Genomic DNA, 26,136 nt, shown 5'->3' on the forward strand with positions numbered 1-26,136 from the left:
TGGGGATTTTTCACATATGAACAGCTCTTGGCAATTCATAGTACATATTCGTTATACATAATGTTTGCTCCATCCATTGCTCAATTTCTTTCGTGTACATTTCTATGAAAAATGTCTCAGACGGAAAAGAATGCAGCACTTCTGATATATATTGCGGATATAAAAACGGCATATTCATCATGCCTTTTAATTGCGTCATAAACATTGTAAAAGATACCTTTTTAAATTCCTGCTTTATTTGTCCCTGTCTAATCATTTGCTCTATATAATATCTTTCTTTAGAAAAGTAAATGGTCATCACTTCGCGAATTAATGTCGTATCAAGTGAAAGCTCTCGGTAGAAGAAACGTGTCAGCTCCCTATTTTCAAATTGATATCGTAAAATTCCGCGCACCATTTGTACCATCACATCTTTAGCCGACAAATATTCCCTCTGTTCGAACGACATTTCAATCACATGAATATATCCTTCTAAAAAGTCAGTAATAAGCTGTTCTAATAAACCTTGCTTTCCAGCAAAATAATATGAAATATTCGCTACATTCACATCCGCTCGCTTTGCAATTTCTCGCACCGACGTTCCATCATAACCTTTCGTGTTAAACAACGATATTGCCGCATCAATTACTTTTTGTTTCGTCTGTTTCATGCGCTCACTTCCTCTCACTGAACAGCTATAGTTTAAATTTCTTGACTTTTAAGACAAATTCCTTTAATTTTCTATCGACAAAGTCATGTGAAATACATCGTATTTTGCTAATATTTTACACATCTCGATAAAAAGGGAGTTGTTTCCATGTTTACAAAAGAAAGTTATGCAGGTTCTCGTGAAGAACAATACGAGACAGTAATTAAACAACTGGATGCATTATTAACTGGCGAACCGAACGTAGTCGCAAACTTATCAAATGCGTCCGCATTATTAAATCAATTTTTAGATCGTGTGAATTGGGTTGGCTTTTATGTAACAGAAGGAAATCAGCTTGTTCTTGGACCTTTCCAAGGAATGCCTGCTTGCGTGCGCATTCCATTTGGACGAGGCGTTTGCGGCGTTGCAGCTGAAACAAAAACAACGCAGCTTGTAGCAGACGTTCACCAATTCCCAGGACATATCGCTTGCGACAGTGCTTCGAATTCAGAAATCGTTGTACCGATCGTGAAAGAAGGAACTGTCGTTGGAGTACTTGATATTGATAGCCCTGAAAAAAATCGTTTTGATGAAGTAGATCAGCGCTATTTAGAAAAGTTTGTGGAAACACTCCTAAAACATATTTAAAAAAGAAAAGAGCGAGTTATCGATTGCGTACATCACGTACGAAACCGATAGCTCACTCTTTTTTATTGATTACTAACAGTAGATATTTTCTTTAGTGCCTGTTCTAAATCAAAAACGATATCCTCCCATGATTCTAAACCGACAGATAAACGTATTAAATTATCGTAAATACCCATTTCTTGTCTTAGCTCAGCTGGAATCGCAGCGTGCGTCATCGTTGCCGGATGCTGAATTAACGTTTCTGTATCCCCTAAACTTACGGCAATTGTAATAAAGTGAAGGTCATTGATAAACGCTTGCGTCTCTTCTTTTCCGCCTTTTACTGAAAAAGAAATCACACCGCCGCCCCGTTTCATTTGGCGAGATGCTAACTCCCCTTCTGGATACCAAACACCTTCTACCGCATCATGATTTTTGAGGAACGATACAATTTTTTCTGCATTATCACAATGGCGGTCCATTCTTACCGCTAACGTCTTTAATCCGCGTAACAATAACCATGCATCAAACGGCGCCATAATACCGCCGATATCTTTTCGCATCGGGCGAATTTGTTCTGCTAACGCTTTCGTTTTACAAATCGTTACACCTGCCACAACATCACCGTGACCACCGATATATTTTGTCGCACTATGAACAACCGCGTCACAGCCCAGCTCAAGTGGTCTTTGTAAATAAGGTGAACAAAACGTATTATCAACAATAACAAGTAAGCCATTTCGCTTCGCAACCCGAATCACTTGTTTTAAATCAATTAATTTCATTGTCGGATTAATCGGTGTTTCAACGAAAATAAGCTTTGTATTTGGGCGGATTTTATTTTCAATATCATCCTCTGTCTCCATATCACAAAACGAATGCGTAATCATAAATTTTTCTTCTAACACTTCTAAAAAACCGTACGTGCATCCGTATAATCCATTTGAACAAATAATATGATCTCCAGCCTTTAGAAAACCAATTAAAGTTGCTGAAATAGCTGCCATACCGGATCCGAAAGCAAGTGCTTCTTCTCCTCCTTCTAACACCGCCATACGTTCTTCAAATAATTTTACAGTTGGATTTCCAAGTCTTGAGTAAATATAAGACGGATCTACTCCCGCAAAACTCGCCTCTCCTTGCTGCGCAGTCTCAAATGTAAATGTAGACGTTTGAAATAACGGTGGTGTTAAACTTCCTTTATGTTCCTCAGATGTATACCCGTGATGAATTAACACTGTCTCCATATGTTTCTTTTTCATAAAAACATCCCCTTTATGTTTTTATTGCCGCATATTCACCAGTAAAAATTGATGAACGTTTTTACTACATTTTATGTAAGCGTTTTATTTGTGTTTCTATCTCTTCTTTTATATTGTTTTAAATTCCTTCTTATATTAATTTCCAAAATTTATATGCATAAAACAAAAACGTACTCGCTTGACGAAACTCTGGGTAAAAGATATAATAGCGTTTGTGTAAAATAAAAAGGCAGCCTTGTAATGTGAGTTTATCGTTTGTATTTTGTTCCTCTACGGAGGTGTATCTCGTAACTCCCTGCTGCTGGAGCGAAGGTACATGAAAACAAAATGCCCGTAAATATCGATTACGTCTGTTTTTATTTTACGTAAATAAAAACATTTTTAAAGGAGGAGTCAACTATGGCTCGTTATACAGGTCCAGCTTGGAAACTGTCTCGTCGTCTTGGAATCTCTCTAAGCGGCACAGGAAAAGAATTAGAAAAACGCCCTTACGCACCAGGTCCTCACGGTCCTAACCAACGTAAGAAACTTTCAGAATACGGTTTACAATTACAAGAGAAACAAAAACTTCGTCACATGTACGGCATGACTGAGCGTCAATTCCGTCGCACATTTGACCAAGCAGGTAAAATGCCTGGTAAGCACGGCGAAAACTTCATGATCCTTCTTGAAGCTCGTCTTGACAACCTAGTTTACCGTATGGGCTTAGCTCGCACTCGTCGTGCAGCTCGCCAATTAGTAAACCACGGCCACATCACAGTTGATGGATCTCGCGTAGATATCCCATCTTACCGTGTAAAACCTGGTCAAACAATCAGCGTTCGCGAAAAATCTAACAGCCTTGTTGTTGTTAAAGAAGCGATCGAAGTTAACAACTTCGTACCAGAATACTTAACTTTCGATGCTGATAAATTAGAAGCTACTTACACTCGTCACGCTGAGCGTTCTGAGTTAGCAGCTGAAATCAACGAAGCATTAATCGTAGAGTTCTACTCTCGTTAATCTCGGTACTCTGAAAAGAGTCGTATTAAAAGCCTTAGAAACCTTGTTTATCAAGGGGCCTGGGCTTTTTTTATTGAATATAGCCGATTATATGTATAGAAACAGACCCATTTAACAAAATAAAAAAGAACTGCAAGTCTATAGTTAATAAAGCTTAACCCTCTCCCTAGAATTTCATCCATTTTTTATCCACATTAATAAAAACCTCCCCCTTCTTCTAACACTTAAAAATACTATATTCTCCCCCATAACTCATTTTTCTTTGCTATACTCTCCTTTCGTTAACATGATTTTTACAACGTATTTATTTGTATATAATCTATACCTTCCCTTTTTCTATTTACATTCAACCTTAAAAACCTCCTCATAACCAGAAGCAACTGAATAAGTAAAAAACTTAATAAACAAGTACCTCTTTGGTCATGGAATTATTAGAATTTTCCATTTACAGACACTCCCTAAAATTGGTATTATTTTCTTGTAAGGAGAGGGAAAGTTCATGTCTTTAAATATGTATCTCGGTGAAGTACAAGCTCAAACAGAAAGTATGAACGCTTTCTGTAACGCTACTATTCAAGGAATGGAACAAATCATTCATTCGATTGACGCTTTTGCGCTTTACATGATATAAGAACACGTTTATTAGATGGCAGCTTAAAATTAAATAGCCCGAAATAATTTATGAATAGATTAAATATTAAAGGAGAAGGAAAATGAAAATTTGGGAATTGAAGAGTTCATCCGATAACTATGAGTCTTTCCAACTATTAAATTATAAAAATGATAAAAAATATTTTGAAGGAAAATTTAACTCCACTACAATTTTACTAGATTCATGGGGAGAAATATTTATTGAATGTCTAGAAGAAGGAAATCATAGTGATTTTCCTCATTTTTGGGGAGAAACTGGTGCACCAATGGTTAGCGCACAAGCAAAAAAATTATTAGAACCTTTAATAGGTGCTAATGTTGAGTTTCTTCCACTTATTCATAATACAACAGACGAAGTATACTATGTAGTTCATGTTTTAAATGTATTAGATGCGATTGATAGTGATAAAGCAATTTTCAAAAAACTAATTACAGGTTTAATAATAGGATGTGAAAAATTTGCATTTACTCCTAATGTTATTCAAAATGAAATGATTTTTAAAGTATATGTAAATAAAAGAATTCATCCTACTGCTGTTTTCGTATCAGATGAATTGAGAAATACAATTTTAGAAAGTGATTTAAAAGGTTTTGAATTTGTAGAAGCATGGGATTCAGAAGTAACCTTGTAAAAGAAACTCCTAAAATTGAGGAATAATAAAAAGGGAAAATGTTTAGTGTAAGAGCTAATGTCCCTTCTTTTTTCAGCTGGAAAATTTACTGATACAATAAATACTAACAAAAAAGCTTACTGATTATATGCCTCAGTAAGTTTTTTATTGAATATGGATAAGTTTGCTTTGAGGCATGTTAATCCCTTTTTAATACCTAAAGGTTAATAAAAAAGCCCACTCCACATAAAATGGTGAAGTGACCCCTAAAAGTTAGACACGGTTATTTCATTAGGCAGCTTGGTAAAAATGAGTCCGGTATTGCACCGGACTCATTTTTAAGTTTGAAGCTGAATTGAAGACTAGCTTAGAAAGTACTGGCAAGTTTGAAACAGTAGTTAAGCAATTAACACTGGAAACGCCTAGCGGAATAAAAACTAGAGTTGATTTAGTCGCACTCGGTAAAGAAAACAGTAAAATTAATCTATACGAAGCAAAAGCTTCTTTAAGCGCACCTTTAACAAAAAATCAGAAGTTGGCTTTTCCTGAAATTGAAGAGTTTGGAGCTATCGTAAAAGGTAAAGGAAAACCACCGTTTGATGGTGGTACGGAAATACCGCCTACTAAAGTAGAAGTCATACGTAAACAATAAAAAGGAGGCTACCATATGTCTTTAAAAGAATTAGAACAAATAGACTTATTAGCTATCGAAAAAGAAACAGGATATGTCCATCTTATTATTGCTGACGAAGAGGATTGGTCAGACGAAGAAGAACACGTCTCGTTATTGATAGAAAAGATTTATGCTTACTTGGGATTTATTGAAAGTGGGACGATTTATGAAATATATCCTGATGCTAAGGGACGACAATTTGTTATTAGTATACACGGAAAATATCGTTGCACTGAGTATGGTGAAGAGTTTTTTGAAAAAACTGAGGAAATAGTTATGAAAGCTGGATATGGTTTCCAATATATACATAACCCCCACAAAGAAGGGGAAATGTAGCAGAATAAAAGAAACAAGAAGAACGCCTTGTAGTGAGGGTAAACGTTCTTCTTTTTTTATCGGTCTATGTAATTAGACATCAAAAATGTAATATTTACATTGCTTGCACATAAGTTGTAATTGCTGAACTTACATTAGGAGTTTTAATCACTTACGCTTCGAAGCTGAATAAAAAGAGATAATGAGTATTTGATAAAAGGTGAGATACCAAAAGACTATTTCAAAATCCATGAATAAGAAGGCGCAAATATGAAATTATACTTTAAAGATACTGAAATAGGTGAAAACAGAGACGTTTTTGTAGAAACACCCTGGATGTATGGAACAATACATTTAAATGATAATAGTAAACCATTTCAGGAATATTTTCGTAAAATGGTAGATGAAGACAGTACTTTTGACTTTGAAAGTACTGATCCTGAATTTCTAGACGATGAAAATTGGTCCGTTTTCGATGAGAACGAAGGGAAATATTTAGAAATCGACATTCCAGCAATCCACATTAATCCCCCCCTCCTTCTAACACTTAAAAACACTACATTCTATCCCATAACTCATTTTTCTTTGCTGTACTCTCCTTTTGTTAACATTATTTTTACAACGTATTTATCTATATCTTCCCTTTTTCTATTTTCATTCAACCTTAAAAACCTCTTCATCACCAGAGCATCTGAATGAGATTAACAAACTTAATGAACAAGTACCTCTTTAATCGTGAAATTATTAGAATATTTATTTTAAAACAACTTCCTTAAATTGGTATTATTTTCTTGTAAGAGGAGGGAAAGTTCATGTCTTTAAATATGTATCTCGGTGAAGTACAAGCTCAAACAGAAAGTATGAACTCTTTCTGTACCGCTACTATTCAAGGTATGGAACAAATCATTCATTCGATTGACGCTTTTGCATTGGATACTGTTCTACAAGGACAAACATATAGCAGTGCAAAAGCATATTTCTTACAAACCTTTCGTCCGTTAGCACAAGGAATCATTTACTTATGCGAAGAATTAATCCGTCAAAATGATGCTTTTCCAAGAGACTTTCAATCACAGGTAGCTTCTACAGATGTTATCGAACAGGAGATATTAGAACAAATTCGAGAAATCGATCGAATGATAGCAAGTACGGAAACAATCAATCAAGCTATGCCAAGCTCGGCCATGGATGCTATAGTAAATCTATTTGCTGAAATGAGGCGTAAACTTCAAGAAAAGCTAGAGCACCTATATGAATTTAATCAAACATCTAGTGATAACTATAATACAGCGATTCAATTAGCTGCTAGTATTGCGACAGGTTTAGCTGAAGTACAAAGCGGAAAAAGTTTTAGTCCCGCCAGTGGTACATTTAGTACGCAAGGGTTGAATATGGAATGGATAGCCTCTATTCAAAAAATTGCAGAGGAAAGAGTTCAAGAAGCCGAAATAAAAAAAGAAATTGAAGAAAAAATGGCTTTGCAGGAACAAGAAGCTAATAGACCGTGGTACCAAAAAACAGCTATTGGCGCTTGGGAATTCTTCCAAGGAATTTGTAATTCAGCTGCTGAAAACTTTACAGGCGTAGAATTACCAATGGGCAATGAATTAGAAAACAAAACAACCTTTCAAGCCGGAAATCTTGTGGGGAATTTTGTATCAGGGGTAGGATCTATTTTTGAAATTTTGGGCGGTATAGCTATTGTAACAGGATCAAATGTTGGAACCGTATTGTTAGAAGGAGTAACTTTCGGGGCAGCATCACCAATTGTTATCCCAGCTGATTTAGCTCTTACAACCGCTGGAGCAGGTGTTGCTACACATGGTACATTTGTATGGTATAATACGATTCAAAATAGTATTGATACTCTTCAAAAATTCCAATCTTCTAGTAGAATTACAGCTGATTTTGAAAAAGAAATTAGCAAGTTACCTAAGGAAGAACGTATTCCAAAAGTAAATAAGAAAGCGGAAGAAATCGCAAAAAACAATGGATGGGAAAGAAATAAATCATTAGAAAAAAAGAATAAAGGACGAACTATTTATACTGACCCTAAAACTAAAAAACATTACTCAGTAGATACTCAACATGGAAGATTTGAAGAACTCAATAAAAGAGGTAAACATTTAGGTGAAATTGATTTTGATTTGAAAGGAACTAAAGGACCAGATAAGTCAGGAGGGCATGACATAAATGTTAAATAAAAAAATTGAAGAAGTAAAAAGAAAATACTACGTAAAAAAAAATATAGAAGAATATTTACAAAAGTCTTCTATCAAACTAACTCTCCCTAAACAAATAATTGATTTTTGTAATAAAAATAATATTAAAATTAAAGGAGATAGCGACATAGTATTTCCTTCAAATGATTGGTATATTACTTTACCAAGTTATGTAAAAGGCGAGTTTGAAGTTGAATATACTACATATCTTATCATTTCTAAACTAGCTAATGTATATTCTATCCTTAATTCCTTTGAAATTGTAAATAAAGATGTCAATGGCATGATGCCTACTTTAACTGGAGATTCAGAGCAAGAATATACTAGATTACAATCTCAATTAATATCAGTTATTGAAACAACTCTAAAAGCAAGCGGATATGAAAGAATTGGTTACACAGAGAGTAGCCGAAAAATAGAAGGAATAAAATTTGCAGACGATGTCGCACTATTTGGTCCCGATGTAACTGTTGATGACATTCTATTTAGGGATGTACTCGATGTAACACCTGATTGATATTTAAACTAACGTTTACGTTAGCTTTTCCTTTGTTTCAAATCAAATATCATAGAAAAGGCATATTTGCTTTTACTGGTGAAAATATCATAACTAAGATACTTCAAAATGAACTGTATCAAGCGAATTATACATTTGCAAAGACTTCAATTTTACGTACGAAAAAAGAACAAATTCAGGAAAAATTTTGAGACGTATTTGAAAGAAATGAAAGGTAAATATGCTATTGAGATTAGGTTTAGGGAGGAATAATTGATGGCATATGATTTAGAACTTGAAATAAAAGAGGTACTTGAGAAAATTGATTTTGTAGAAAGATATAAATCCTTATCAGAAAAATTTCCCGATAGAACAAATACATTTGAAAACTATGAAAACGAAAAAGTAATTGCAGTATTTGAGTCTCTTGGCTATAAAGCTCGTTTTATGAAAAAAGAAAACTTTTTTATTGTTGGAGAGGTCAAGAATAAAAACATCTATACTTTTAGATTTAATATTAGTTTAAAACATGGCCTTGTTGAGTTTATTTGGTCTGCACGACATAATGGTGCAATAAGAGCTGGAGATCCATGGGCTATGTTTGTAGCAATATTATCAAATGATACAGAAAAAATACTTCGTCCATGCTTCCACAGTTACGATGAACTCAAAGAAATCATGAAAATTTCCTTTGAAATGTACGAAGATTTCAAGCGAGAATTAATTCCTATTTATTCATGATTTTATATTTAAGAAAGGTAATTTTGTCTTAAATGTAAAAAGAGCAAATCCGACTTATAAGAGTCGGATTTCTTCATTTATCTAAAACTTTATACTGTTTTATTCAATCTAATGTTAGTATTTTTCCAATGTTGACACAACATTAGAGTTATCATTTCAAGGATAATAAGATTATAAGAGAGCATTCAGGCGGTCATACTTATCCAGATGATCCATCCCAAAATAGAGGATCACATTTCAATGATGTACATGGGAATCATTATGACTATTAAAATTGAGGTGGTAAAATGAAGTGTTGGAATGAAGTAGAAAAAGATGCATTCTCATACTACGAATGGTTTAGTAAAGATGAAGCAATTAAAAGAGTCGGTAATTTACCAAATTTAAGTTTATTCAGCGTTAATGGCTCCATGTTATTTAGCCCAGATGAGAAAAAGAAATTCAAAGAAGTATGTGGAACTAAAATCAAGCAAGTATTTATGAAACATGATTTAACTAATGTCTACAAATTCTACTTGCTTGCAGCTATTGAAATCAAAGACAAAAACTCTAAAATTGAAAAATATCGAAAGGTATGGAAAGCTCTTCGAACCAAATGGAAACTTGAGGGATTTAATAAGGGTCCAGAAGTTGAAATGGAAGTTGGAGGAACAACTTTCTACTCAAGTATTGCAGAGTTTTGTCTCGAGAAACTTCCAGCTGCCATTGAAATAATTTCTAGTAATCCTAAAAGATTTACAATCATTGCAAGTAAAAATAGTGATATAATTATGGAAGAAAATGTTAGAAAAATCTTCAGAAAAGCATTTAATGAATATAACAAATGGAAAGATGAAATAGATTATTTTAACCTTTCCATTCATCTCTGCCCAAAAGATGATATAGTTTTTAGATGGGGAGATTCATTAGAGGAAGCGGAAATAGCTGCTATATTTAAAGGAGATATACTTACACTTTTAAATAGCTAACTGCAAAACCTTTCTAAAAATAACTACATTTCAATTAACAATTATAATATTTTCATAGAATTAAACTAAGAAAAATCCGACTCACAAAAGCCGGATTTCTTCATGTATCTAACATGTATACTGTTTTATTTGATCTAATATTAAAAATTAGGGAGGAGTAATTATTGGCGTATTCATTACAACCTGAAATACAAGCCTGCCTTACAAAAATTGATTTTATTAAGAGATATAAAGCATTATCAGAAAAATTTTCTGATAGAGAAAATACATTTAAAAACTATGAAAATGAAAAAGCTATTGAAGTATTCGAGTCTCTTGGCTATAAAGCTCGTTACAATAAAAAAGAAGACTTTTTTATTGTAGGAGAAGTAAAAAACAAAGATGTCTACACCTTTAGATTCAACATCAGCTTAAAATATGGTGTTGCTGAATTGATTTGGGAGGCATGTCATAACGGTGAAGTTAGAGCTGGAGACCCATGGGACATATTTATACGATTGTTATCAAATGACACGGAAAAAGTACCCGTGCTATATTTCCACAGTTACGAAGAACTCAAAGAAATCATGAAAATTGCCTTTGAAATGTACGAAGATTTCAAGCGAGAATTAATTCCTATTTATTCATAATGTAAAAAGCTACCGAAGACAACTAAAACAGTTACTCCGAGTAGCTTTTATTTATATATATTAAAGTTATTTATTTTCCTCTCTCTGAACATATACATAAGCATCTTTCTGCTCTTTATGTACATCCACCTTCGAATTCTCTGCAAGCTGACCCGCATTTAGCAAAGAAAAAATAATGAGCGCTTCTAGTGACATTTTGTTTTACCACTCCTTTCTAGTTGTTATACATTTATCATACCGCTTACATGTGATTTCCGTATGAACTCGAAAAGGAGATTACAACAAAAGGGTTACAGGAATACGAATGCACGCTATAATAACCGTAAAATAGGAGGTCGATTCATTTTGACAATAAACCAAATGGTTCAATTGGGTAGTGCATGTATGCTGTTTATTACTTCCGCACTTATTAATTGGTATCAGGGGAGTAATTTGATAGATTATCCTGATGAATGGAAATATAGCGCTAAGTTTACAAATTACTTTAAAGGCACCGTTTCAAATTACGAAGATATTTATCAAATCGACTTCTTTATATATGCAGCAAAATTTTATCCAACAGCATTTGTTCTTATGCTCATTAGCTTACTTTATATGCTCATATTAATTCTTCATATTTTATTTACAAGAAAAGATCAGGCAATCTAAATTCATACATAAAAACCCCGAATCATAGACTTTTCAGCCTACAATTCGGGGTACTATTTGTTTTATATTCGTTTCTGATTAGTAACGAATTAAGAAATATTTCTTCTTACCGCGGCGAATGATTGTGAATTTACCTTCGATGCGGTCGTTTTCTGTTACAACGTAGTCTAATGCTTGTGTACGCTCACCGTTTACGTAGATTGCGCCGTTCGTTACATCTTCACGTGCTTGACGTTTTGATGGAGAGATTTTGCTTTCTACAAGTAAGTCGATTAATACTGTATCTTCTGCAGTACGTTCTACAGATGGTACGTCTTTGAATCCTTGTTCGATTTCGCTTGCAGTCAGTTCTGCTACAGAACCGCTGAATAATGCAGCTGAAATTTTAATCGCTTGCTCTAATGCTTCTTCGCCATGAACAAGTTTTGTCATTTCAGAACCTAATGCTTTTTGTGCTGCACGTTTTTCTGGTGCTTCAGCTACTTGCTTTTCAAGCTCAAGAATTTCTTCATGAGATAAGAATGTGAAGTATTTTAAGTATTTAACAACATCGCGGTCATCTGTGTTGATCCAGAATTGGTAGAACTCGTAAGGAGTTGTTTTTTCTGGGTCTAACCAAATTGCGCCGCCTTCTGTTTTACCAAACTTCGTACCGTCAGATTTTGTAACTAGTGGAATTGTTAAACCGAATGCTTTCGCATCTTCTTCTGATTTACGGATTAATTCAAGACCAGCTGTAATGTTACCCCATTGGTCACTACCACCGATTTGCAGGCGGCAATTATGGTGTTGGTATAAGTTTAAGAAGTCGTATGATTGTAAAATCATGTAACTGAACTCAGTGAATGAAATACCAGTCTCTAAACGAGACGCTACTGTATCTTTTGCTAACATATAGTTTAAACCGAAGTTTTTACCGATATCGCGTAAGAATGAAATTACATCTAAGTTACCAAGCCAGTCATAGTTATTAGCCATTGTTGCTGGGTTGTCCACGTTTTCGAACTCTAAGAAGTTTGAAAGTTGGTTTTTAATGCTTTCTGTGTAGTAAGCAACTGTATCTTTCGTATTTAATGTACGCTCTGCTTTTTTACCACTTGGGTCACCGATCATACCAGTACCTCCGCCAACTAGTGCGATTGGTTGATGACCAGCTAATTGGAAACGACGTAACATTAATACTGGTAACATATGACCAATGTGTAAGCTATCCGCTGTCGGGTCGAAACCACAGTATAATTTAACGCTTTCTTTTTCTAATAATTGCTCAAGCCCCTCAGCATCTGTTTGCTGATTAATTAGACCGCGAAATTCAAGATCTTGTAAAATACCCATATCCTACATACTCTCCTTTAAGTTCATTACTGGCGTGAAGGTTGAAAACATAAAAAAATCGCCCCTTTAAATAAGGGACGATTTTGATTATCGCGTTACCACCCTAGTTGCAGGCAAAAAAAGCCTACCACCTTATTTACATAACGGCTTAGCACCGTCTTTTCCCTTTTGAATACAATTCAATCGAAAAAAGATGCTCTAGGGGCGTAATTCGCGATCATCTATGTGCTGATTTTCACCGGCCATCAGCTCTCTAAAACAGGGAAATGATCACTACTTCTCCCTTTCCACGCTCAATTATTCATATACTTTTCTTTATACCATCATTTATATAGACGTGTCAAATAGAGGTCGAATTTCTATCCTTTACAATGTCACAAAGAGTATCGTAATAAGAGACAGAATTGGAACCCCAACTAATAACGATACATGAAACACAACCGATAAATCATTCCCAATGGTCGCCTCCACAGGATCTTTTGCCGGAGAACCAAGAAATCCGATTAATCGATCGAAGCGACTTACCGTTTTTGGAAAGTCTGGTATTTCTACATGGTCACTATCTAAATGCTGTTTTAACTTATATTCACTCTTAAAGGGATTTTCGCTCAATTTCATCCACCTCCAGCAATTGTTTCAATTTCTTTATCCCGTTATGAAGTCTCGATTTCACTGTTCCAATTGGAATGTTTAATATCTCTGCAATTTCTTTTTGCTGCATGTCATGATAATAAGAAAGGATTAGGACCGCTCTTTGCTCTTCTGGAACTTTCAAAATTGCTTCTCTTACTGTGAGCCGATCTTCGTGAGAAAATTCTTTTTCCTGAATCGGCACTAAAAATGGCAAAAGTGTACGCCACTTTTTTCTCCTATTTAATTTATTAATCATAAGACGATAACCGATTTGAAATAAATACGTTTTTATTTTTCCTTTTTCAAGTTCATACATATGTTTCTTACGCTCTAGCGTCAAAAACGTATCTTGCACAAGATCGATACTTAATTGCTCATCTCGGTTAAATCGATACAAAAATGTGTATAGCGCTGGTTTGATTAAAACGTATAGTTTTTCCCCAGCCTGCTTATCTCCACTTTGATACGCAAGCATGAGCTCCTCCTCAATCCCAATCTGCGCCATGATTTTTGATCTCCTTTATTCCTTTTAACGTTAATGAAATACGGGAAATTAAATAGCAACTTGCGACAATAATCCATACTTGCGATTGATTCGTAAAAAATTGAACATACGGGTTTTGAATTGTCTGTCCGGTTGAAACTAAAATATTTAATGCTTGCACACAAATACATGCATACACTGCAAGACAAGCCGAAATCGTATCAAATACATTCCAGCGAAAATACACTTTTGTTTTTGTAAAATCAATTTTATATCCATTTTTCCGTACTATATGTTTTCTATCAAATGGAATGATGATTGAAAACATAACAATCATCATGACCCCAGCTGTAATCATTGAAACTTTAAATCCGATTGGCATCGGTAATAACAAACCACAAGAAAATACGACTATAATTCCAATTACAGCAAAACCAAGAAGTAATTTATTAGACATAAAAAAGCCTCCCTCATCTATTCTTTCACAAATGCATACAGACGAGGAAGGCACTTCGTTCAAATATTATTTTATTTTTTTAATAATCTTTGCAGGATTCCCGCCAACTACTACGTTATCTGGCACATCTTTCGTTACAACAGCGCCAGATGCGATCACCGCATTGTCTCCAATTGTGACACCAGGATTAATAATCGCTCTTCCGCCAATCCATACGTTATCGCCAATTGTAACTGGTTTTCCGTATTCTGATCCGCTTATGCGCTCTACTGGATCAAGCGGGTGTGTCGCTGTATAAATGTGAACACCTGGAGCTAACATACAGTTCACTCCGATTGTCACCGGGCATACATCTAAAATTGTACAATCAAAGTTCGCGTAAAAATTTTCGCCAACGTGAATGTTATAGCCGTAATCACATCTAAAAGAAGATTCAAGATGAATGTTATCCCCAGTCGTTCCGAATAATTCTTTTACGATTTCGCTACGCTCTTTTAATTGTACTTCTGGCGTATCATTTAATTTTCTCGTTAATATACGAGCTTGCTCCCTCTCTTGTACTAAAACTGGATCAGCCGGTATGTACATTTCTCCTAGTATCATCTTTTTCTTTTCTGTTTTCATCATACTATCCCCTTTCAACTTATATATATAAGTTGATGATATCATAAAAAAGAAAGGTCTGAACGTTGTTTCGTTCAGACCTTTCTCTCTTAATCTTCCATCGTTGATAAGTCACCTGTTGGTAAGTTTAACTCCCACGCTTTTAATACGCGGCGCATAATTTTACCACTTCTCGTTTTCGGTAATTTATCTCTAAATTCAATTTGTCTTGGCGCTGCATGAGCTGCTAGGCCTTTCTTTACAAATTGACGAATTTCTTCTTTTAATTCATCAGATGGTTCGTATCCTGCTCGAAGCGCGATAAATGCTTTAATGATTTCTCCGCGCACTGGATCAGGAATACCAATTACACCAGCCTCTGCAACAGCAGCATGCTCGATTAATTTGCTTTCTACTTCAAACGGACCAACGCGCTCACCTGACGTCATAATAACATCGTCAATACGTCCTTGGAACCAGAAGTATCCATCCTCGTCCATATAGGCAGAGTCACCTGATACGTACCAATCTCCCGGCATAAAGTAAGACTCATATTTTTGCTTGTTATTCCAAATCCCGCGCATCATAGCTGGCCAACCTTTACCAATTGCTAAGTTGCCCATTGTGTATGGAGGCACTTCATTTCCTTCATTATCAACAATCGCTGCTTTCACACCTGGAATTGGTTTACCCATTGAACCTGGACGGATTTCCATACAAGGATAGTTACAAATAACTTGTCCACCTGTTTCTGTCATCCACCACGTATCATGAATACGAAGTCCAAATGCATTCATACCCCAGCGAATTACTTCTGGATTTAACGGTTCACCAACGCTTAATACGTGACGAACTTGTGATAAATCATATTTTTTAATTGCGTCTTGTCCAGCTCCCATTAACATACGGAATGCTGTTGGCGCGCTGTACCAAACTGTTACACCGTAATCTTGCAGTGCTTCATACCACGCTTCTGGACTAAAGCGGCCACCTAAAACAACATTTGATGCCCCAACTAACCACGGTGCGAAAATACCGTAAGCCGTTCCAGTTACCCAGCCTGGGTCAGCTGTACACCAATATACATCGTCTTCTTTTAAATCTAATACCCATTTCGCCGTTTGATAGTGCTGCACCATTGCGTTCTGCGCATGAAGAACACCTTTTGGTTTACCAGTAGAACCAGATGTGTAATGTAGAATTAAACCGTCTTCACGGCCTAGCCATTCGATATGTAATTCTTTTGAAGCTTGTTCAAATAAAGGATTGAACGCTACCGTTTTACCGCCTTCTTCTACATTATCTCCAACAAGGAAGACTGTTTTTAAAGCAGGTAAATCATTTAATGGTACGCGCTCTAACAATTCAGGAGTTGTAATTAACACTTTTGCTTCGCTATCTTCTAAACGATCGCGAACTGCGCCTTCCATAAATGCTTCAAATAGCGGACCAACGATTGCTCCTAATTTCACTGCACCAAGAAGGGCAAAATATAATTCTGGAGAACGCGGCATAAAAATAAAAACGCGATCGCCTTTTTCTACATCGCCATAATTTTTCAGGACGTTTCCTGCTTTATTAGAAAAATCCTTCATTTCCTTAAATGTATATTTCTCTTTTCGCGATCCATCTTGATAATAAAGGGCTACTTTATTTTTACGATCGGATTTCGCATGCTTATCAATTGCCTCATACGCCATATTTACTCGGCCTGTTTCATTCCAAGTAAAGTTTTTATTAACCTCTTCCCAGTTAAAATTCGCGTATGCCTCATCATAATTCGGCAAATTATTTTCTCCTTTAATGACAGGAAGCGTTTCTACTTTCATACTTTACATCCCCCTCCTATGTATTCTATTATCTATTATAATGATATTATTTAAAATTTTCAGTATATTTGTTGATTTTTAGACAAATTTTTAATGACAAAATTCGATTCACATCGCATATATTATAAAGTACGATATTAATAGATTCACAAACCCTCAAGGTGGTGAGCAATACATTGATCCATAAAAAAATATACAATGCCAGAAACTTAAAAACAGCGAAAGGCACTTTAATTATTGAAGGTCCTGTCTCTACACATAACTTAGAAATGTATGAATTTCATCCAGACTTAATTGCGTTTCGTCCTGCCGAGCAGCAATATAAAGCAATTGTCGAAATTTCTAAATTACCAGAAGCTCGTCTCATTATTGCTAGACATGACCGAACGATCGTTGGATATGTTACATACTTGTATCCTGATCCACTCGAACGATGGTCAGAAGGAAAGATTGAAAACTTAATTGAACTCGGGGCAATTGAAGTTGTCCCCACCTTCCGCGGTTGCTCTGTCGGAAAGAACTTATTAGAAGTTTCAATGATGGACGATCATATGGAAGATTACATTATATTGACGACTGAATATTATTGGCACTGGGATTTAAAACAAACAGGCTTAAATGTTTGGGAATATCGAAAAGTAATGGAAAAGATGATGAATGCTGGTGGCTTACAATGGATGGCTACAGATGACCCTGAAATTTGCTCGCATCCCGCTAACTGTTTAATGGTCCGCATCGGTAAACGCGTTGATACGGAGTCTATTCAAGCATTTGATCGTCTACGTTTTCACAATCGTTTTATGTACTAAATAAAGGGGGCAACTGGAATGATTGTAGAAGAAATTATGAATCAAGATGTGGTGACACTACACCCAAACGATACAATCGAAACAGCAATCCGAACGATACGCACGAAAGGCATTCGGCACATTCCAATTGTCGATCAAAATAATCATGTGGTAGGCATTATTTCTGATCGGGATGTAAGAGATGCAAGTCCATCAATTCTTGATGAACAAGTTCCACTCGCTATGCTGAAACAACCGCTCGACCTTATTATGAAACAACCTGTTATGACTTGCCATCCTCTTGATTTCGTTGAGGAAATTGCTACCTTATTTTTTGAAAATAAAATAGGGTGCCTTCCTGTGACAAAGGCTGGAAAGTTAGTTGGCATCATTTCTGAATCCACTGTACTGCACACGTTAGTGAAATTAACAGGAGCACATCAACCAAGTTCACAAATTGAAATTCAAGTAAAAAATGAACCTGGTATTCTTGGAAAAGTCGTTGCTATTTTTAGTGATTTGCAAATAAATATCGTGAGCGTTCTCGTCTACCCAGCAAAAGATGAGAATGATAAAGTACTCGTTTTCCGCATTCAAACGATGAATCCGCTAAAAGTGATTGATGCACTTGAAGCAGAGGGCTACCGCGTATTATGGCCGAACATTATGGGGATGCAAGCATGAGTAGCGCGTTTATTTATTCGGATGATTTTCGGGGCTATTCGTTTAGCCCTGATCATCCTTTTAACCAACTTCGCGTCACACTTACGTATGACTTATTACAAAAGGGTGGTTTCATCTCTCCTTCCCAAATCATCTCACCAAGGATGGCTACTGATGAAGAGATCGCCTACGTTCATACAGAGGAGTACATAAATGCGGTAAAACGTGCTGGAGAAGGTAAGTTAGAAAAATCAATTGCGATGACATATGGACTCGGTACAGAAGATACACCGATGTTTCCAAATATGCACGAGGCAAGTGCATTACTTGTTGGCGGAACATTAACAGCTGTCGATGCTGTTCTTTCTGGGAAAGTAAAACACGCGCTTAATTTAGGCGGCGGCTTACATCACGGCTTCCGCGGCAAGGCATCTGGATTTTGCATTTATAACGATAGTTCCATCGCAATGAAATATATTCAGAAGAAATACGGTTTACGCGTCCTATATATTGATACAGATGCTCATCATGGTGATGGTGTACAATGGTCTTTTTACGACGACCCTAACATATGCACCATTTCATTACATGAAACTGGGCGTTATTTATTCCCTGGAACTGGCGCTGTAAATGAACGTGGACAAGGTAATGGCTATAGTTATTCTTTTAACGTTCCACTTGATGCATTTACAGAAGACGAATCGTTCTTAGATTCCTATCGAACTGTCGTAAAAGAAGTTGCCGCATACTTTAAACCGGATATTATTTTAACGCAAAATGGCGCTGACGCACATTATTACGATCCACTTACACACCTTTGCGCAACGATAAATATTTACCGTGAAATACCGAAGCTCGCTCGCGAAATCGCTAACGAATATTGCGAAGGTCGCTGGATCGCTGTCGGCGGCGGTGGCTATGACCACTGGCGCGTCGTCCCAAGAGCTTGGGCACTCATTTGGCTCGAAATGAACAACATCCAAAACATCTCAGGTTATCTCCCTCCAGAATGGATTGACGCTTGGAAAGGACAAGCTGAAACAGAACTTCCCCTCACATGGGAAGATCCAGACAACATGTATAAACCGATCCCCCGTAAACCAGAAATTGAAGAAAAAAACGCATTAACTGTAGCGAAATCCCTTGAAATTATTCGGAATAATATGACAAAATCTTTGTACTAAACGAAAAGGAGGCTCGTTTTTTTAATGGCCTCCTTTTATTTATTGACGACTTTTGTCGGTAAGTCGATATATTTTTAGATTCGCTGATATATTCTAATAATCGCCGATATATTTTATTTAAGAATTAGCCGGTCCAATTTTTATAAGAAAAGGTAGTGATATTATGTGGACACAACAAATAATCAACACGAAACGTGGCACATTTGAACTTTTTACAAAAGGAAATGGCGAACCGCTTTGCATTACACATCACTATTCACAATTTAATGAAACTGGTGATTACTTTGCAGATGTTTTTACTTCTACGCATCGTGTATTCCTCATTAATTTAAGAGATGCTGGTAACTCAGCAAAAGCCAATTCAGAAAAAGAATTAAGTATGATTGAAACAGTTCACGACTTAGAAGCAATACGAGAAGCTTTACAACTCCCAACATGGCATTTCGCCGGTCATTCAACAGGTGGTATGCTTGGACTTTTATATGCAATTACATATCCAAATTCCTTACAATCATTAGTCGTGGCCGGAGCTGCAGCAAGTAATTATACCGAAACACCATTTTGCATTTATCACCCAGCACATCCTCAGTTTCATTATATGCAACAGCTCGTCGAAAACTTAAAAAGCCCTCACCTTACAAGTGAAGAACGGAAAGAACTATCTACTAAGAGGACAAAATTATCATTGTATAAACCTGAAAACTACAACTCTTATTTTTGTAAACCAATCAAAAAAACAATGTCTGCTAGCCGGATGAACGCTTTCTCTCACGAATATCCTTCATTTGATTTAAGAAAGTACTTACCTTCTATCAACATAAAAACGCTAATTATTTGCGGAAGACACGATGTACAGTGCCCGATCCAATATTCTATCGAGATGCATGAGGGTATACGTAATTCTATCTTTGTGACATTTGAGGAGAGTAACCATTATCCTTTTTTAGAAGAATCTGCTCAGTTTACTTCTACTACTCAAACATTTTATAAATCGTTACACTAGTACCGCTATTATTAAGGAAAGCTCACAGTCTCTATAAGACTATGAGCTTTTTTAAAAGAAATATTTCACACTAGAAACAACAAGAAGAACAAAAAAATCATTAAACCTACATCAAGTAATACTGCCTTTTGATCTCCTTCTTTTAAACTTATCATAAAACTAGAAATTATTTTAATTCCAAAAAAGAACATCATAAATAACCCACCGAAATGATCATTCGTAGAATCTTCATCATAAAACATTTGTATTGCACCAATAATTAATAAAATAAGTACGATATTCGTTCCAATCTTTAAAGCCTTGTTATGTAGCACGCCCTCTCATGCTCTCCTATGTTTTATCTCTCTTTATATTTTAACATAAATTACCTATTATTCCCTTTTCGTTCAAATAACATAAAAAACCTGCCCATTACTCGGCAGGTACATTACACGTTAAAGCGATAACCAGCTCCCCATACTGTTTCAATATATTGCGGGTGGGCGGGATCTCTTTCAATTTTTTCACGTAGCTTTCTAATGTGAACAACGACAGTGGCTAAATCGCCAGCTGAGTCTAGTCCCCAAATACGTTCAAATAACTGTTCTTTATTTAATACTTGGTTTGGATGCGTTACAAAGAATGTTAATAAATCAAATTCCTTCGTTGTAAACGCGATTTCTTCATTGTTTATAAAAACTTTTCTCGCTCGCTGGTCAATAGAAATTCCGTGAATGTATAGCGTATCGCGTTGCTTACTCACATTTCCTGATAATCTTTCATAACGAGAAATATGAGCTTTTACCCTTGCGACTAATTCACTCGGGCTAAACGGTTTCGTTATATAATCATCTGCTCCTAAACCGAGTCCGCGAATTTTATCTATATCTTCCTTCTTTGCTGAAACAAGTAAAATCGGAATATCTTTTATAGCTCGAATTTGCTTACAAATTTCAAATCCATTCATTTTTGGAAGCATAATATCTAAAATAATTAAATCGTAGTCTTCCTGAAGAGCCATTTGTAGACCTATTTCTCCTGAATGCTCTACATCGACTTGAAAATCACTAATTTCTAAATAATCTCGCTGTAATTCTGCAATACTTATTTCATCTTCTACTAGTAAAATTCTCTTCATTCTACTCACCACATTCCTGTACTTTTTTCAATGAGAAGAAAATACTTGTACTTTCCCCAAGCTTACTTTCCGCCCAAATTTCTCCGCCATGTTCTTCAACAATTTGCTTCGCTATCGCTAAGCCAAGTCCACTTCCACCTGTGCTAGAATTTCGCGATTGCTCTGCACGATAAAACCGCTCAAATATATACGGCAGCGTATCAGCTTCTATACCTGATCCATTGTCCACCACTTTTACAATGACTGTATTGTTATCACTTAATACTGTTACAGTAATTTTCTTCGCTTCTTTATCCATGTATTTCACACTATTATGAATTAAATTTGATATCACTCTATTTATCTTTTCGCAATCGGCCGTTACATATAGTGGTGATGAATGTAATTGTAAATAAACTTCTATACCTTCCTCACTTAAATCCATCTGCATCTCTTCTAATAATTCTTGCATAAACATGTTTAATTCTATCGTTTCAAACTGAAAAGGAACTCGATTCAAATCAAGCTTCGAAAACAAAAAGAGCTCATCAATGAGTGTATCCATATGCTTCGCCTTCGTATGAATGGTCGTTAAATACTTATCCATTTTTTTTGGCGTATTTGCGACCCCGTCTTTTATGCCTTCTACATATCCGATAATAGATGTAATCGGTGTTTTTAAATCATGAGATATGTTTGAAATGAGCTCTTTTCGATTTTCTTCATACTGCGTTTGTACTTCAATCGACTCTTTTAATCTCTTCCTCATTTCCTCAAATCCTTGATTTAATTGCCCAATCTCATCATGGGATGTAACTGGAATTTGAAAATCTAAATCCCCTTCTTTAATTCTCCCAGTCGCATCTTTCAGTACAAAAATTGGTTTTATCACACTTCTTGAGACGAAATAACTTAATAGCCCTATGAGTAAAATGGCTAACAGTAAAAGCGCTCCGAACAAAATCGGAAATAACTTTTGTGTAAGATCGACAAATGAACTTTGCCTTTTTAGTACAAATATACTCCCTTCTTCATCCCCAGGAAAATAAAAATCAAATTTTACATACCGATAAAATGTATCGCCTAGTTCCGTTGTACCACGACTATTAATATTTGCTGATTCAAATTTCGGAAGGGCTTCTTTTAAAGATACACTTTCAAATATTTTTGTAGCATAAGAAATGGTTTCTCCCTTTCTTACAACTATTTTCACACCTTCTTTTTCAAGTGTTGAAACGAACGATTCATCTAATAGTTGAGATTGATTTTTCTTTGCCGCTAATTTCAATTCAATATACGTATTCTCTTCTTCTGGCGTAAGCGGCTTTTGAATATAGGAACTTTTATAGAAATTTTTCACTGATTCCAAGTCTCCTGTTATGGAAAAAACAATTAAAAATCCCGCGACTAATATGAGCGTAATGGAAACGAGAATAACAGCAATATAAGAGAATAAAAATCTTGTTTTAATAGACATATGTTACATCCTCACTTTACCAAACCTTATTACTCATAAGCATAAAAATATATGTTCAAATACTCAAGCGATTTTATAGTAATTTTAGCGTCAGTTTATAAAAATTTAATGTTCTTATTTTACAGTTGAAATGAGGAGGTTGAAATTCCATGTTCAAAAAAACATTAAGCATGATCTGTTGCGTAATTTTTTTGCAAGGTTGCTCGCAAGAACAAGGAGTTAAAAAGGAGATGACAAACATGGAGACAGCGCTACTAGCAGCTACTGAAAAACAAAAAAGGAATACCGTTATATCGTTACTCAAAAAAGGGGCTGACATAAATATAACAGACAATAAAGGACGTACCCCTCTTATGATTGCTACATACAAAAATGATGTGAAAACCGCAAAAGCGCTTATTGAAGCAGGTGCTAACGTAAATATCCAAGATGATATGAAAAACAATCCCTTTCTATACGCCGGTGCAGAAGGTTACTTCGATATTTTAAAACTAACAATTGATGCCGGTGCAGATCCATCGCTTACAAATCGTTACGGCGGAACAGCTCTTATCCCCGCCTCAGAACATGGCTATATTGATGTTATTAAAGAACTCCTTACGCGAACAACTATTGATGTTAACCATGTAAATAATCTCGGGTGGACCGCTTTAATGGAAGCCATCGTATTAAGTAACGGAAACGAAACACAGCAACAAGTCATTCAGCTTCTTATTGAACACGGTGCAGATGTAAATATTCCAGACAACGATGGTGTTACCCCGTTAGAGCACGCTCGCGCTCATAACTTTGAAGAGATAGAGAAGATTTTGTTAGAAGGACGTAAGTAAAAAGCTAATTTTTGCCTTCCTCCCCCGCCCTATGCTACATTTAACCCGTTACATTAATATTAATAGGGTGGGAATACAAATGAATAAGCCTAACATTGGGATGATTGGACTTGGAAGTATTGCACAAAAAGCCTATCTTCCAACACTTACAAAAGAAACAGATTGGAATTTTGTAGGAGCGTTTACACCTAACGCAGAGAAAAGGAAACAAGTTTGCCAGCAATACCGTATTCAAGACTTCCATTCTATTGAAACGTTAGCCTCGGAATGTGATGCAATCTTCGTTCATAGTTCAACTGCATCGCATTATGAAATCGTTTCTGAACTTCTGCAAAAAGGAATCGATGTTTATGTTGATAAGCCGCTAGCAGCTACAGTGGAACAAGCTGAGCAACTAGTCGAGTTGAGCGAAAAGCATAACCGAAAGTTAATGGTCGGATTTAATCGCCGATTCGTTCCTATGTATGTTGCTGCAAAAGAGCAAGCTCATAATATTTCATGGGTTCGAATTGAAAAGCATCGCACAAATAAAGTCGGGCCATATACATATGACTTTACTATGTTAGATGATTACTTACATATTGTAGATACTGCTCGCTGGTTAGCTAATGATGACCTTAACGTCGTTCATAATATGATGCAAATCAATGAAAAGAATGAACTTCTTTACGGACATCATACATATACAACTCCAAGTGGACTGTTACTTTCTACCGCGATGCATCGCCACGCCGGTACAAATTTAGAACAAATTGAACTTGTAACGACAGGTAAAATCATTCGCGTAAAAAATATGAACACATTTGAAGTTGAGCAGGAAAATGCAGTTTCTCAGATTGGTTCACCATCATGGGATACAACGTTAAAACAACGTGGTTTTGAAGATGCTGTTCATCATTTTATCGAATGTGTACACGGCGATACAAAGCCTGTTGTAGATGGATTAGAAGGATTAAAAACGCAGCAACTGTTGCAATCTCTACTGAACGATCTAAACAAAAATTAAAACGGATACATTTTTCAGAATTTACTTTCATTCCCATTTTCCCTTTATTTCTATCGCAAATTTCTATAGAATATGTTGATAGGAATTATAAATTTCATAATGAATCGTGGAAAGGATGGGATTAACACATGTGGAACGAGTTTAAAAAATTCGCATTCAAAGGGAATGTAATCGATTTGGCTGTCGGGGTTGTAATCGGGGCTGCATTCGGTAAAATCGTTAGTTCTTTAGTAAAAGATATTATCACACCATTACTTGGTATGGTATTAGGTGGCGTTAACTTTACAGATTTAAAAATTACATTTGGTAAATCATCCATTATGTATGGTAACTTTATCCAAACTATTTTTGATTTCTTAATTATTGCAGCTGCTATCTTTATGTTCGTTAAAGTGTTCAACAAACTAACATCTAAAAGAGAAGAAGAAAAAGTGGAAGAAATTCCAGAACCAACAAAAGAAGAAGTTCTTCTTGGCGAAATTCGCGACTTATTAAAACAACAAAATTCTTCTAAAGATAGAGCATAATTGAACGGATAAAAAGGCATGTCCCGAGGGGCATGCCTTTTCTATATGCTATAACGTTTCCGAATTCATATGAATAAATAAAATAATACCTGCAACCATAAGTACCATAATACTACCTGCAAATAGTGTAATACCCATGAACATTAAACTTGTGCTCATGTCCACTGATACACTTTCAATAAAAATAGAAATTACATACGTGATAAGGGCAATTCCTGCAAGAATACTTCCTGGAACAAATCGCTTTAAGCCATTTTGTTTTAACGTCATATATGCAAAAATAGCAGTCATACAAAGCGTAATTATCCAAAGAACGATCATCTCTTCTCCCCCCTCACAAGCCTTTTCTTTCTATTATACATGACATTGCCCTATAATAGTTAAATTTGCACTTATGTGACATATAACAAGGAATAACCCCAACTGTAGCGAAGTCACCAATAGGCCATATACTCGGGGGGATTTCAATTGAAAGATGATATTGTAGGATACTTTAAACAGGTAGAGCGATTCGATTATATTACAATCGACTTAGACAAAGATGAAACTATTATTGCTGGCAATGTAAAACAATATGATCCTTCTCGGTTAGAACAGTTAATACAAAGCTTTAAGCGCACTGCACAAACATGCCTTGAACATAATTTACGAAGTCCTGAAGAACTTTTTGCATTTTGGAAAGGAAATCGACCGCCAAAAAAAATGGATTTTATTCATATAAATTGATATAATTACCATATATAAATAT

32 protein-coding genes, 3 pseudogenes and 1 other annotated feature are annotated in these 26,136 nt (G+C 35.7%); of the genes and pseudogenes, 22 read left to right on the forward strand and 13 right to left on the reverse strand.

From position 1 onward, the window contains the following. Positions 1 to 10 precede the first annotated feature (10 nt). Entirely contained in the window at positions 11 to 649 is a 639-nt protein-coding gene (gene refZ, locus JDS82_RS08205) for a forespore capture DNA-binding protein RefZ (RefSeq protein ID WP_000814937.1), read from the reverse strand. 147 nt (positions 650 to 796) lie between these two features. On the opposite strand from refZ, the gene JDS82_RS08210 reads away from it, so the two are divergent. Then, positions 797 to 1,276, forward strand: a complete 480-nt coding sequence (locus JDS82_RS08210) for a GAF domain-containing protein (RefSeq protein WP_061673030.1) — start codon at positions 797 to 799, stop codon at positions 1,274 to 1,276. Positions 1,277 to 1,338: 62 nt separating this feature from the next. Here the strand turns inward: JDS82_RS08210 and megL are convergent, their stop codons facing one another. Further along, positions 1,339 to 2,517: a methionine gamma-lyase gene (gene megL / locus JDS82_RS08215; protein ID WP_199713055.1), complete on the reverse strand. Its 1,179-nt coding sequence runs from the start codon at positions 2,515 to 2,517 to the stop codon at positions 1,339 to 1,341. 399 nt (positions 2,518 to 2,916) lie between these two features. Between megL and rpsD the strand changes: the two genes are divergently transcribed. The 12 genes and pseudogenes from rpsD (at position 2,917) to JDS82_RS08270 (ending at position 10,825) form a co-directional block, all read left to right on the forward strand. Next, positions 2,917 to 3,519, forward strand: a complete 603-nt coding sequence (gene rpsD, locus JDS82_RS08220; protein ID WP_000135322.1) for a 30S ribosomal protein S4 — start codon at positions 2,917 to 2,919, stop codon at positions 3,517 to 3,519. A 499-nt stretch (positions 3,520 to 4,018) separates the two neighbouring features. Then, positions 4,019 to 4,138 (forward strand): annotated as a pseudogene (locus tag JDS82_RS30045) (T7SS effector LXG polymorphic toxin); the annotation flags it as partial. A 94-nt stretch (positions 4,139 to 4,232) separates the two neighbouring features. Further along, a complete protein-coding gene (locus JDS82_RS08225; RefSeq protein WP_048562106.1) occupies positions 4,233 to 4,802 on the forward strand; it encodes an imm11 family protein in 570 nt (189 codons plus the stop codon). Positions 4,803 to 5,136: 334 nt separating this feature from the next. After that, on the forward strand, positions 5,137 to 5,433 hold the full coding sequence (locus JDS82_RS08230) for a hypothetical protein (protein ID WP_199713056.1): 297 nt from the start codon (positions 5,137 to 5,139) through the stop codon (positions 5,431 to 5,433). Between the two features lie 15 nt (positions 5,434 to 5,448). Next, positions 5,449 to 5,790: a DUF6572 domain-containing protein gene (locus JDS82_RS08235; RefSeq protein WP_098705125.1), complete on the forward strand. Its 342-nt coding sequence runs from the start codon at positions 5,449 to 5,451 to the stop codon at positions 5,788 to 5,790. Between the two features lie 249 nt (positions 5,791 to 6,039). Beyond that, positions 6,040 to 6,294: pseudogene (locus tag JDS82_RS08240) on the forward strand (hypothetical protein); the annotation flags it as partial. Between the two features lie 287 nt (positions 6,295 to 6,581). Continuing rightward, positions 6,582 to 7,973, forward strand: a complete 1,392-nt coding sequence (locus JDS82_RS08245) for a T7SS effector LXG polymorphic toxin (RefSeq protein ID WP_199713057.1) — start codon at positions 6,582 to 6,584, stop codon at positions 7,971 to 7,973. Continuing rightward, positions 7,963 to 8,508: a hypothetical protein gene (locus tag JDS82_RS08250; RefSeq protein ID WP_000932710.1), complete on the forward strand. Its 546-nt coding sequence runs from the start codon at positions 7,963 to 7,965 to the stop codon at positions 8,506 to 8,508. Before JDS82_RS08245 ends, JDS82_RS08250 begins: the two co-directional genes overlap by 11 nt. A 255-nt stretch (positions 8,509 to 8,763) precedes the next feature. Next, positions 8,764 to 9,228 (forward strand): hypothetical protein, encoded by a 465-nt coding sequence (locus tag JDS82_RS08255; RefSeq protein ID WP_046956199.1) that lies wholly within the window; start codon positions 8,764 to 8,766, stop codon positions 9,226 to 9,228. Between the two features lie 161 nt (positions 9,229 to 9,389). Then, positions 9,390 to 9,500 (forward strand): annotated as a pseudogene (locus tag JDS82_RS30050) (HNH/endonuclease VII fold putative polymorphic toxin); the annotation flags it as partial. Positions 9,501 to 9,515: 15 nt separating this feature from the next. Beyond that, complete coding sequence (locus tag JDS82_RS08265) at positions 9,516 to 10,196, forward strand: hypothetical protein (protein ID WP_064056622.1); 681 nt, start codon at positions 9,516 to 9,518, stop codon at positions 10,194 to 10,196. 164 nt (positions 10,197 to 10,360) lie between these two features. Continuing rightward, on the forward strand, positions 10,361 to 10,825 hold the full coding sequence (locus tag JDS82_RS08270) for a hypothetical protein (RefSeq protein WP_098190986.1): 465 nt from the start codon (positions 10,361 to 10,363) through the stop codon (positions 10,823 to 10,825). 66 nt (positions 10,826 to 10,891) lie between these two features. Here JDS82_RS08270 and JDS82_RS08275 read toward each other — a convergent pair whose 3' ends face one another. Next, entirely contained in the window at positions 10,892 to 11,020 is a 129-nt protein-coding gene (locus JDS82_RS08275; RefSeq protein ID WP_064056626.1) for a hypothetical protein, read from the reverse strand. A 150-nt stretch (positions 11,021 to 11,170) separates the two neighbouring features. On the opposite strand from JDS82_RS08275, the gene JDS82_RS08280 reads away from it, so the two are divergent. Further along, the gene (locus JDS82_RS08280) at positions 11,171 to 11,473 is read left to right on the forward strand and encodes a YjdJ family protein (protein WP_048562103.1); all 303 of its coding nucleotides are present in this window, start codon (positions 11,171 to 11,173) and stop codon (positions 11,471 to 11,473) included. 78 nt (positions 11,474 to 11,551) lie between these two features. On the opposite strand, the gene tyrS is transcribed toward JDS82_RS08280, so the two are convergent. From tyrS to acsA, 6 genes are all read right to left on the reverse strand, one after another. Continuing rightward, complete coding sequence (gene tyrS, locus JDS82_RS08285) at positions 11,552 to 12,808, reverse strand: tyrosine--tRNA ligase (protein WP_000512081.1); 1,257 nt, start codon at positions 12,806 to 12,808, stop codon at positions 11,552 to 11,554. A 70-nt stretch (positions 12,809 to 12,878) separates the two neighbouring features. Next, positions 12,879 to 13,107 (reverse strand) — a binding site (T-box leader). A gap of 67 nt (positions 13,108 to 13,174) precedes the next feature. Continuing rightward, positions 13,175 to 13,420 carry a hypothetical protein gene (locus JDS82_RS08290; RefSeq protein WP_001293784.1) on the reverse strand — a complete coding sequence of 82 codons (246 nt, stop codon included), beginning with the start codon at positions 13,418 to 13,420 and terminating at the stop codon, positions 13,175 to 13,177. Then, a complete protein-coding gene (locus tag JDS82_RS08295) occupies positions 13,401 to 13,946 on the reverse strand; it encodes an RNA polymerase sigma factor (protein ID WP_000057187.1) in 546 nt (181 codons plus the stop codon). Before JDS82_RS08295 ends, JDS82_RS08290 begins: the two co-directional genes overlap by 20 nt. Continuing rightward, on the reverse strand, positions 13,927 to 14,382 hold the full coding sequence (locus JDS82_RS08300; RefSeq protein ID WP_000066436.1) for a hypothetical protein: 456 nt from the start codon (positions 14,380 to 14,382) through the stop codon (positions 13,927 to 13,929). The genes JDS82_RS08295 and JDS82_RS08300 overlap by 20 nt, the downstream gene beginning before the upstream one ends. Before the next feature lie 66 nt (positions 14,383 to 14,448). Next, positions 14,449 to 15,009, reverse strand: coding sequence for a maltose acetyltransferase domain-containing protein (locus tag JDS82_RS08305; RefSeq protein ID WP_002107575.1), 561 nt, complete (start codon positions 15,007 to 15,009; stop codon positions 14,449 to 14,451). A gap of 86 nt (positions 15,010 to 15,095) precedes the next feature. Beyond that, the gene (gene acsA, locus JDS82_RS08310; protein WP_064056628.1) at positions 15,096 to 16,814 is read right to left on the reverse strand and encodes an acetate--CoA ligase; all 1,719 of its coding nucleotides are present in this window, start codon (positions 16,812 to 16,814) and stop codon (positions 15,096 to 15,098) included. Between the two features lie 176 nt (positions 16,815 to 16,990). Between acsA and acuA the strand changes: the two genes are divergently transcribed. The 4 genes from acuA (at position 16,991) to JDS82_RS08330 (ending at position 20,452) form a co-directional block, all read left to right on the forward strand. Further along, on the forward strand, positions 16,991 to 17,623 hold the full coding sequence (gene acuA, locus JDS82_RS08315) for an acetoin utilization protein acetyltransferase AcuA (protein WP_000581390.1): 633 nt from the start codon (positions 16,991 to 16,993) through the stop codon (positions 17,621 to 17,623). Between the two features lie 18 nt (positions 17,624 to 17,641). After that, complete coding sequence (locus tag JDS82_RS08320) at positions 17,642 to 18,286, forward strand: acetoin utilization AcuB family protein (protein ID WP_000634565.1); 645 nt, start codon at positions 17,642 to 17,644, stop codon at positions 18,284 to 18,286. Beyond that, positions 18,283 to 19,449 (forward strand): acetoin utilization protein AcuC, encoded by a 1,167-nt coding sequence (gene acuC, locus JDS82_RS08325; protein WP_199713058.1) that lies wholly within the window; start codon positions 18,283 to 18,285, stop codon positions 19,447 to 19,449. The genes JDS82_RS08320 and acuC overlap by 4 nt, the downstream gene beginning before the upstream one ends. Positions 19,450 to 19,591: 142 nt before the next feature. Beyond that, complete coding sequence (locus JDS82_RS08330; RefSeq protein ID WP_074651628.1) at positions 19,592 to 20,452, forward strand: alpha/beta fold hydrolase; 861 nt, start codon at positions 19,592 to 19,594, stop codon at positions 20,450 to 20,452. Positions 20,453 to 20,517: 65 nt separating this feature from the next. On the opposite strand, the gene JDS82_RS08335 is transcribed toward JDS82_RS08330, so the two are convergent. From JDS82_RS08335 to JDS82_RS08345, 3 genes are all read right to left on the reverse strand, one after another. After that, positions 20,518 to 20,766, reverse strand: a complete 249-nt coding sequence (locus tag JDS82_RS08335) for a hypothetical protein (RefSeq protein ID WP_002096278.1) — start codon at positions 20,764 to 20,766, stop codon at positions 20,518 to 20,520. A gap of 113 nt (positions 20,767 to 20,879) precedes the next feature. Further along, the gene (locus JDS82_RS08340) at positions 20,880 to 21,569 is read right to left on the reverse strand and encodes a response regulator transcription factor (RefSeq protein WP_000821764.1); all 690 of its coding nucleotides are present in this window, start codon (positions 21,567 to 21,569) and stop codon (positions 20,880 to 20,882) included. Position 21,570: 1 nt separating this feature from the next. Next, the gene (locus JDS82_RS08345; RefSeq protein WP_199713059.1) at positions 21,571 to 23,025 is read right to left on the reverse strand and encodes a sensor histidine kinase; all 1,455 of its coding nucleotides are present in this window, start codon (positions 23,023 to 23,025) and stop codon (positions 21,571 to 21,573) included. A 149-nt stretch (positions 23,026 to 23,174) separates the two neighbouring features. Here JDS82_RS08345 and JDS82_RS08350 point away from each other — a divergent pair, with 149 nt between their 5' ends. From JDS82_RS08350 to mscL, 3 genes are all read left to right on the forward strand, one after another. Further along, positions 23,175 to 23,855: an ankyrin repeat domain-containing protein gene (locus tag JDS82_RS08350; RefSeq protein WP_199713060.1), complete on the forward strand. Its 681-nt coding sequence runs from the start codon at positions 23,175 to 23,177 to the stop codon at positions 23,853 to 23,855. A 79-nt stretch (positions 23,856 to 23,934) separates the two neighbouring features. Next, positions 23,935 to 24,861 carry a Gfo/Idh/MocA family protein gene (locus JDS82_RS08355; protein WP_064056630.1) on the forward strand — a complete coding sequence of 309 codons (927 nt, stop codon included), beginning with the start codon at positions 23,935 to 23,937 and terminating at the stop codon, positions 24,859 to 24,861. Between the two features lie 128 nt (positions 24,862 to 24,989). Beyond that, positions 24,990 to 25,388 (forward strand): large-conductance mechanosensitive channel protein MscL, encoded by a 399-nt coding sequence (gene mscL, locus JDS82_RS08360; protein ID WP_088091814.1) that lies wholly within the window; start codon positions 24,990 to 24,992, stop codon positions 25,386 to 25,388. A 48-nt stretch (positions 25,389 to 25,436) separates the two neighbouring features. Here the strand turns inward: mscL and JDS82_RS08365 are convergent, their stop codons facing one another. Continuing rightward, positions 25,437 to 25,709, reverse strand: coding sequence for a DUF3917 domain-containing protein (locus JDS82_RS08365; protein ID WP_000636592.1), 273 nt, complete (start codon positions 25,707 to 25,709; stop codon positions 25,437 to 25,439). 147 nt (positions 25,710 to 25,856) lie between these two features. Between JDS82_RS08365 and JDS82_RS08370 the strand changes: the two genes are divergently transcribed. Next, entirely contained in the window at positions 25,857 to 26,114 is a 258-nt protein-coding gene (locus JDS82_RS08370) for a hypothetical protein (RefSeq protein WP_064469423.1), read from the forward strand. Positions 26,115 to 26,136: the final 22 nt, after the last annotated feature.

It is taken from the genome of Bacillus cereus group sp. N14 (assembly GCF_016483555.1).
Taxonomy (GTDB): Bacteria; Bacillota; Bacilli; order Bacillales; family Bacillaceae_G; genus Bacillus_A; species Bacillus_A wiedmannii.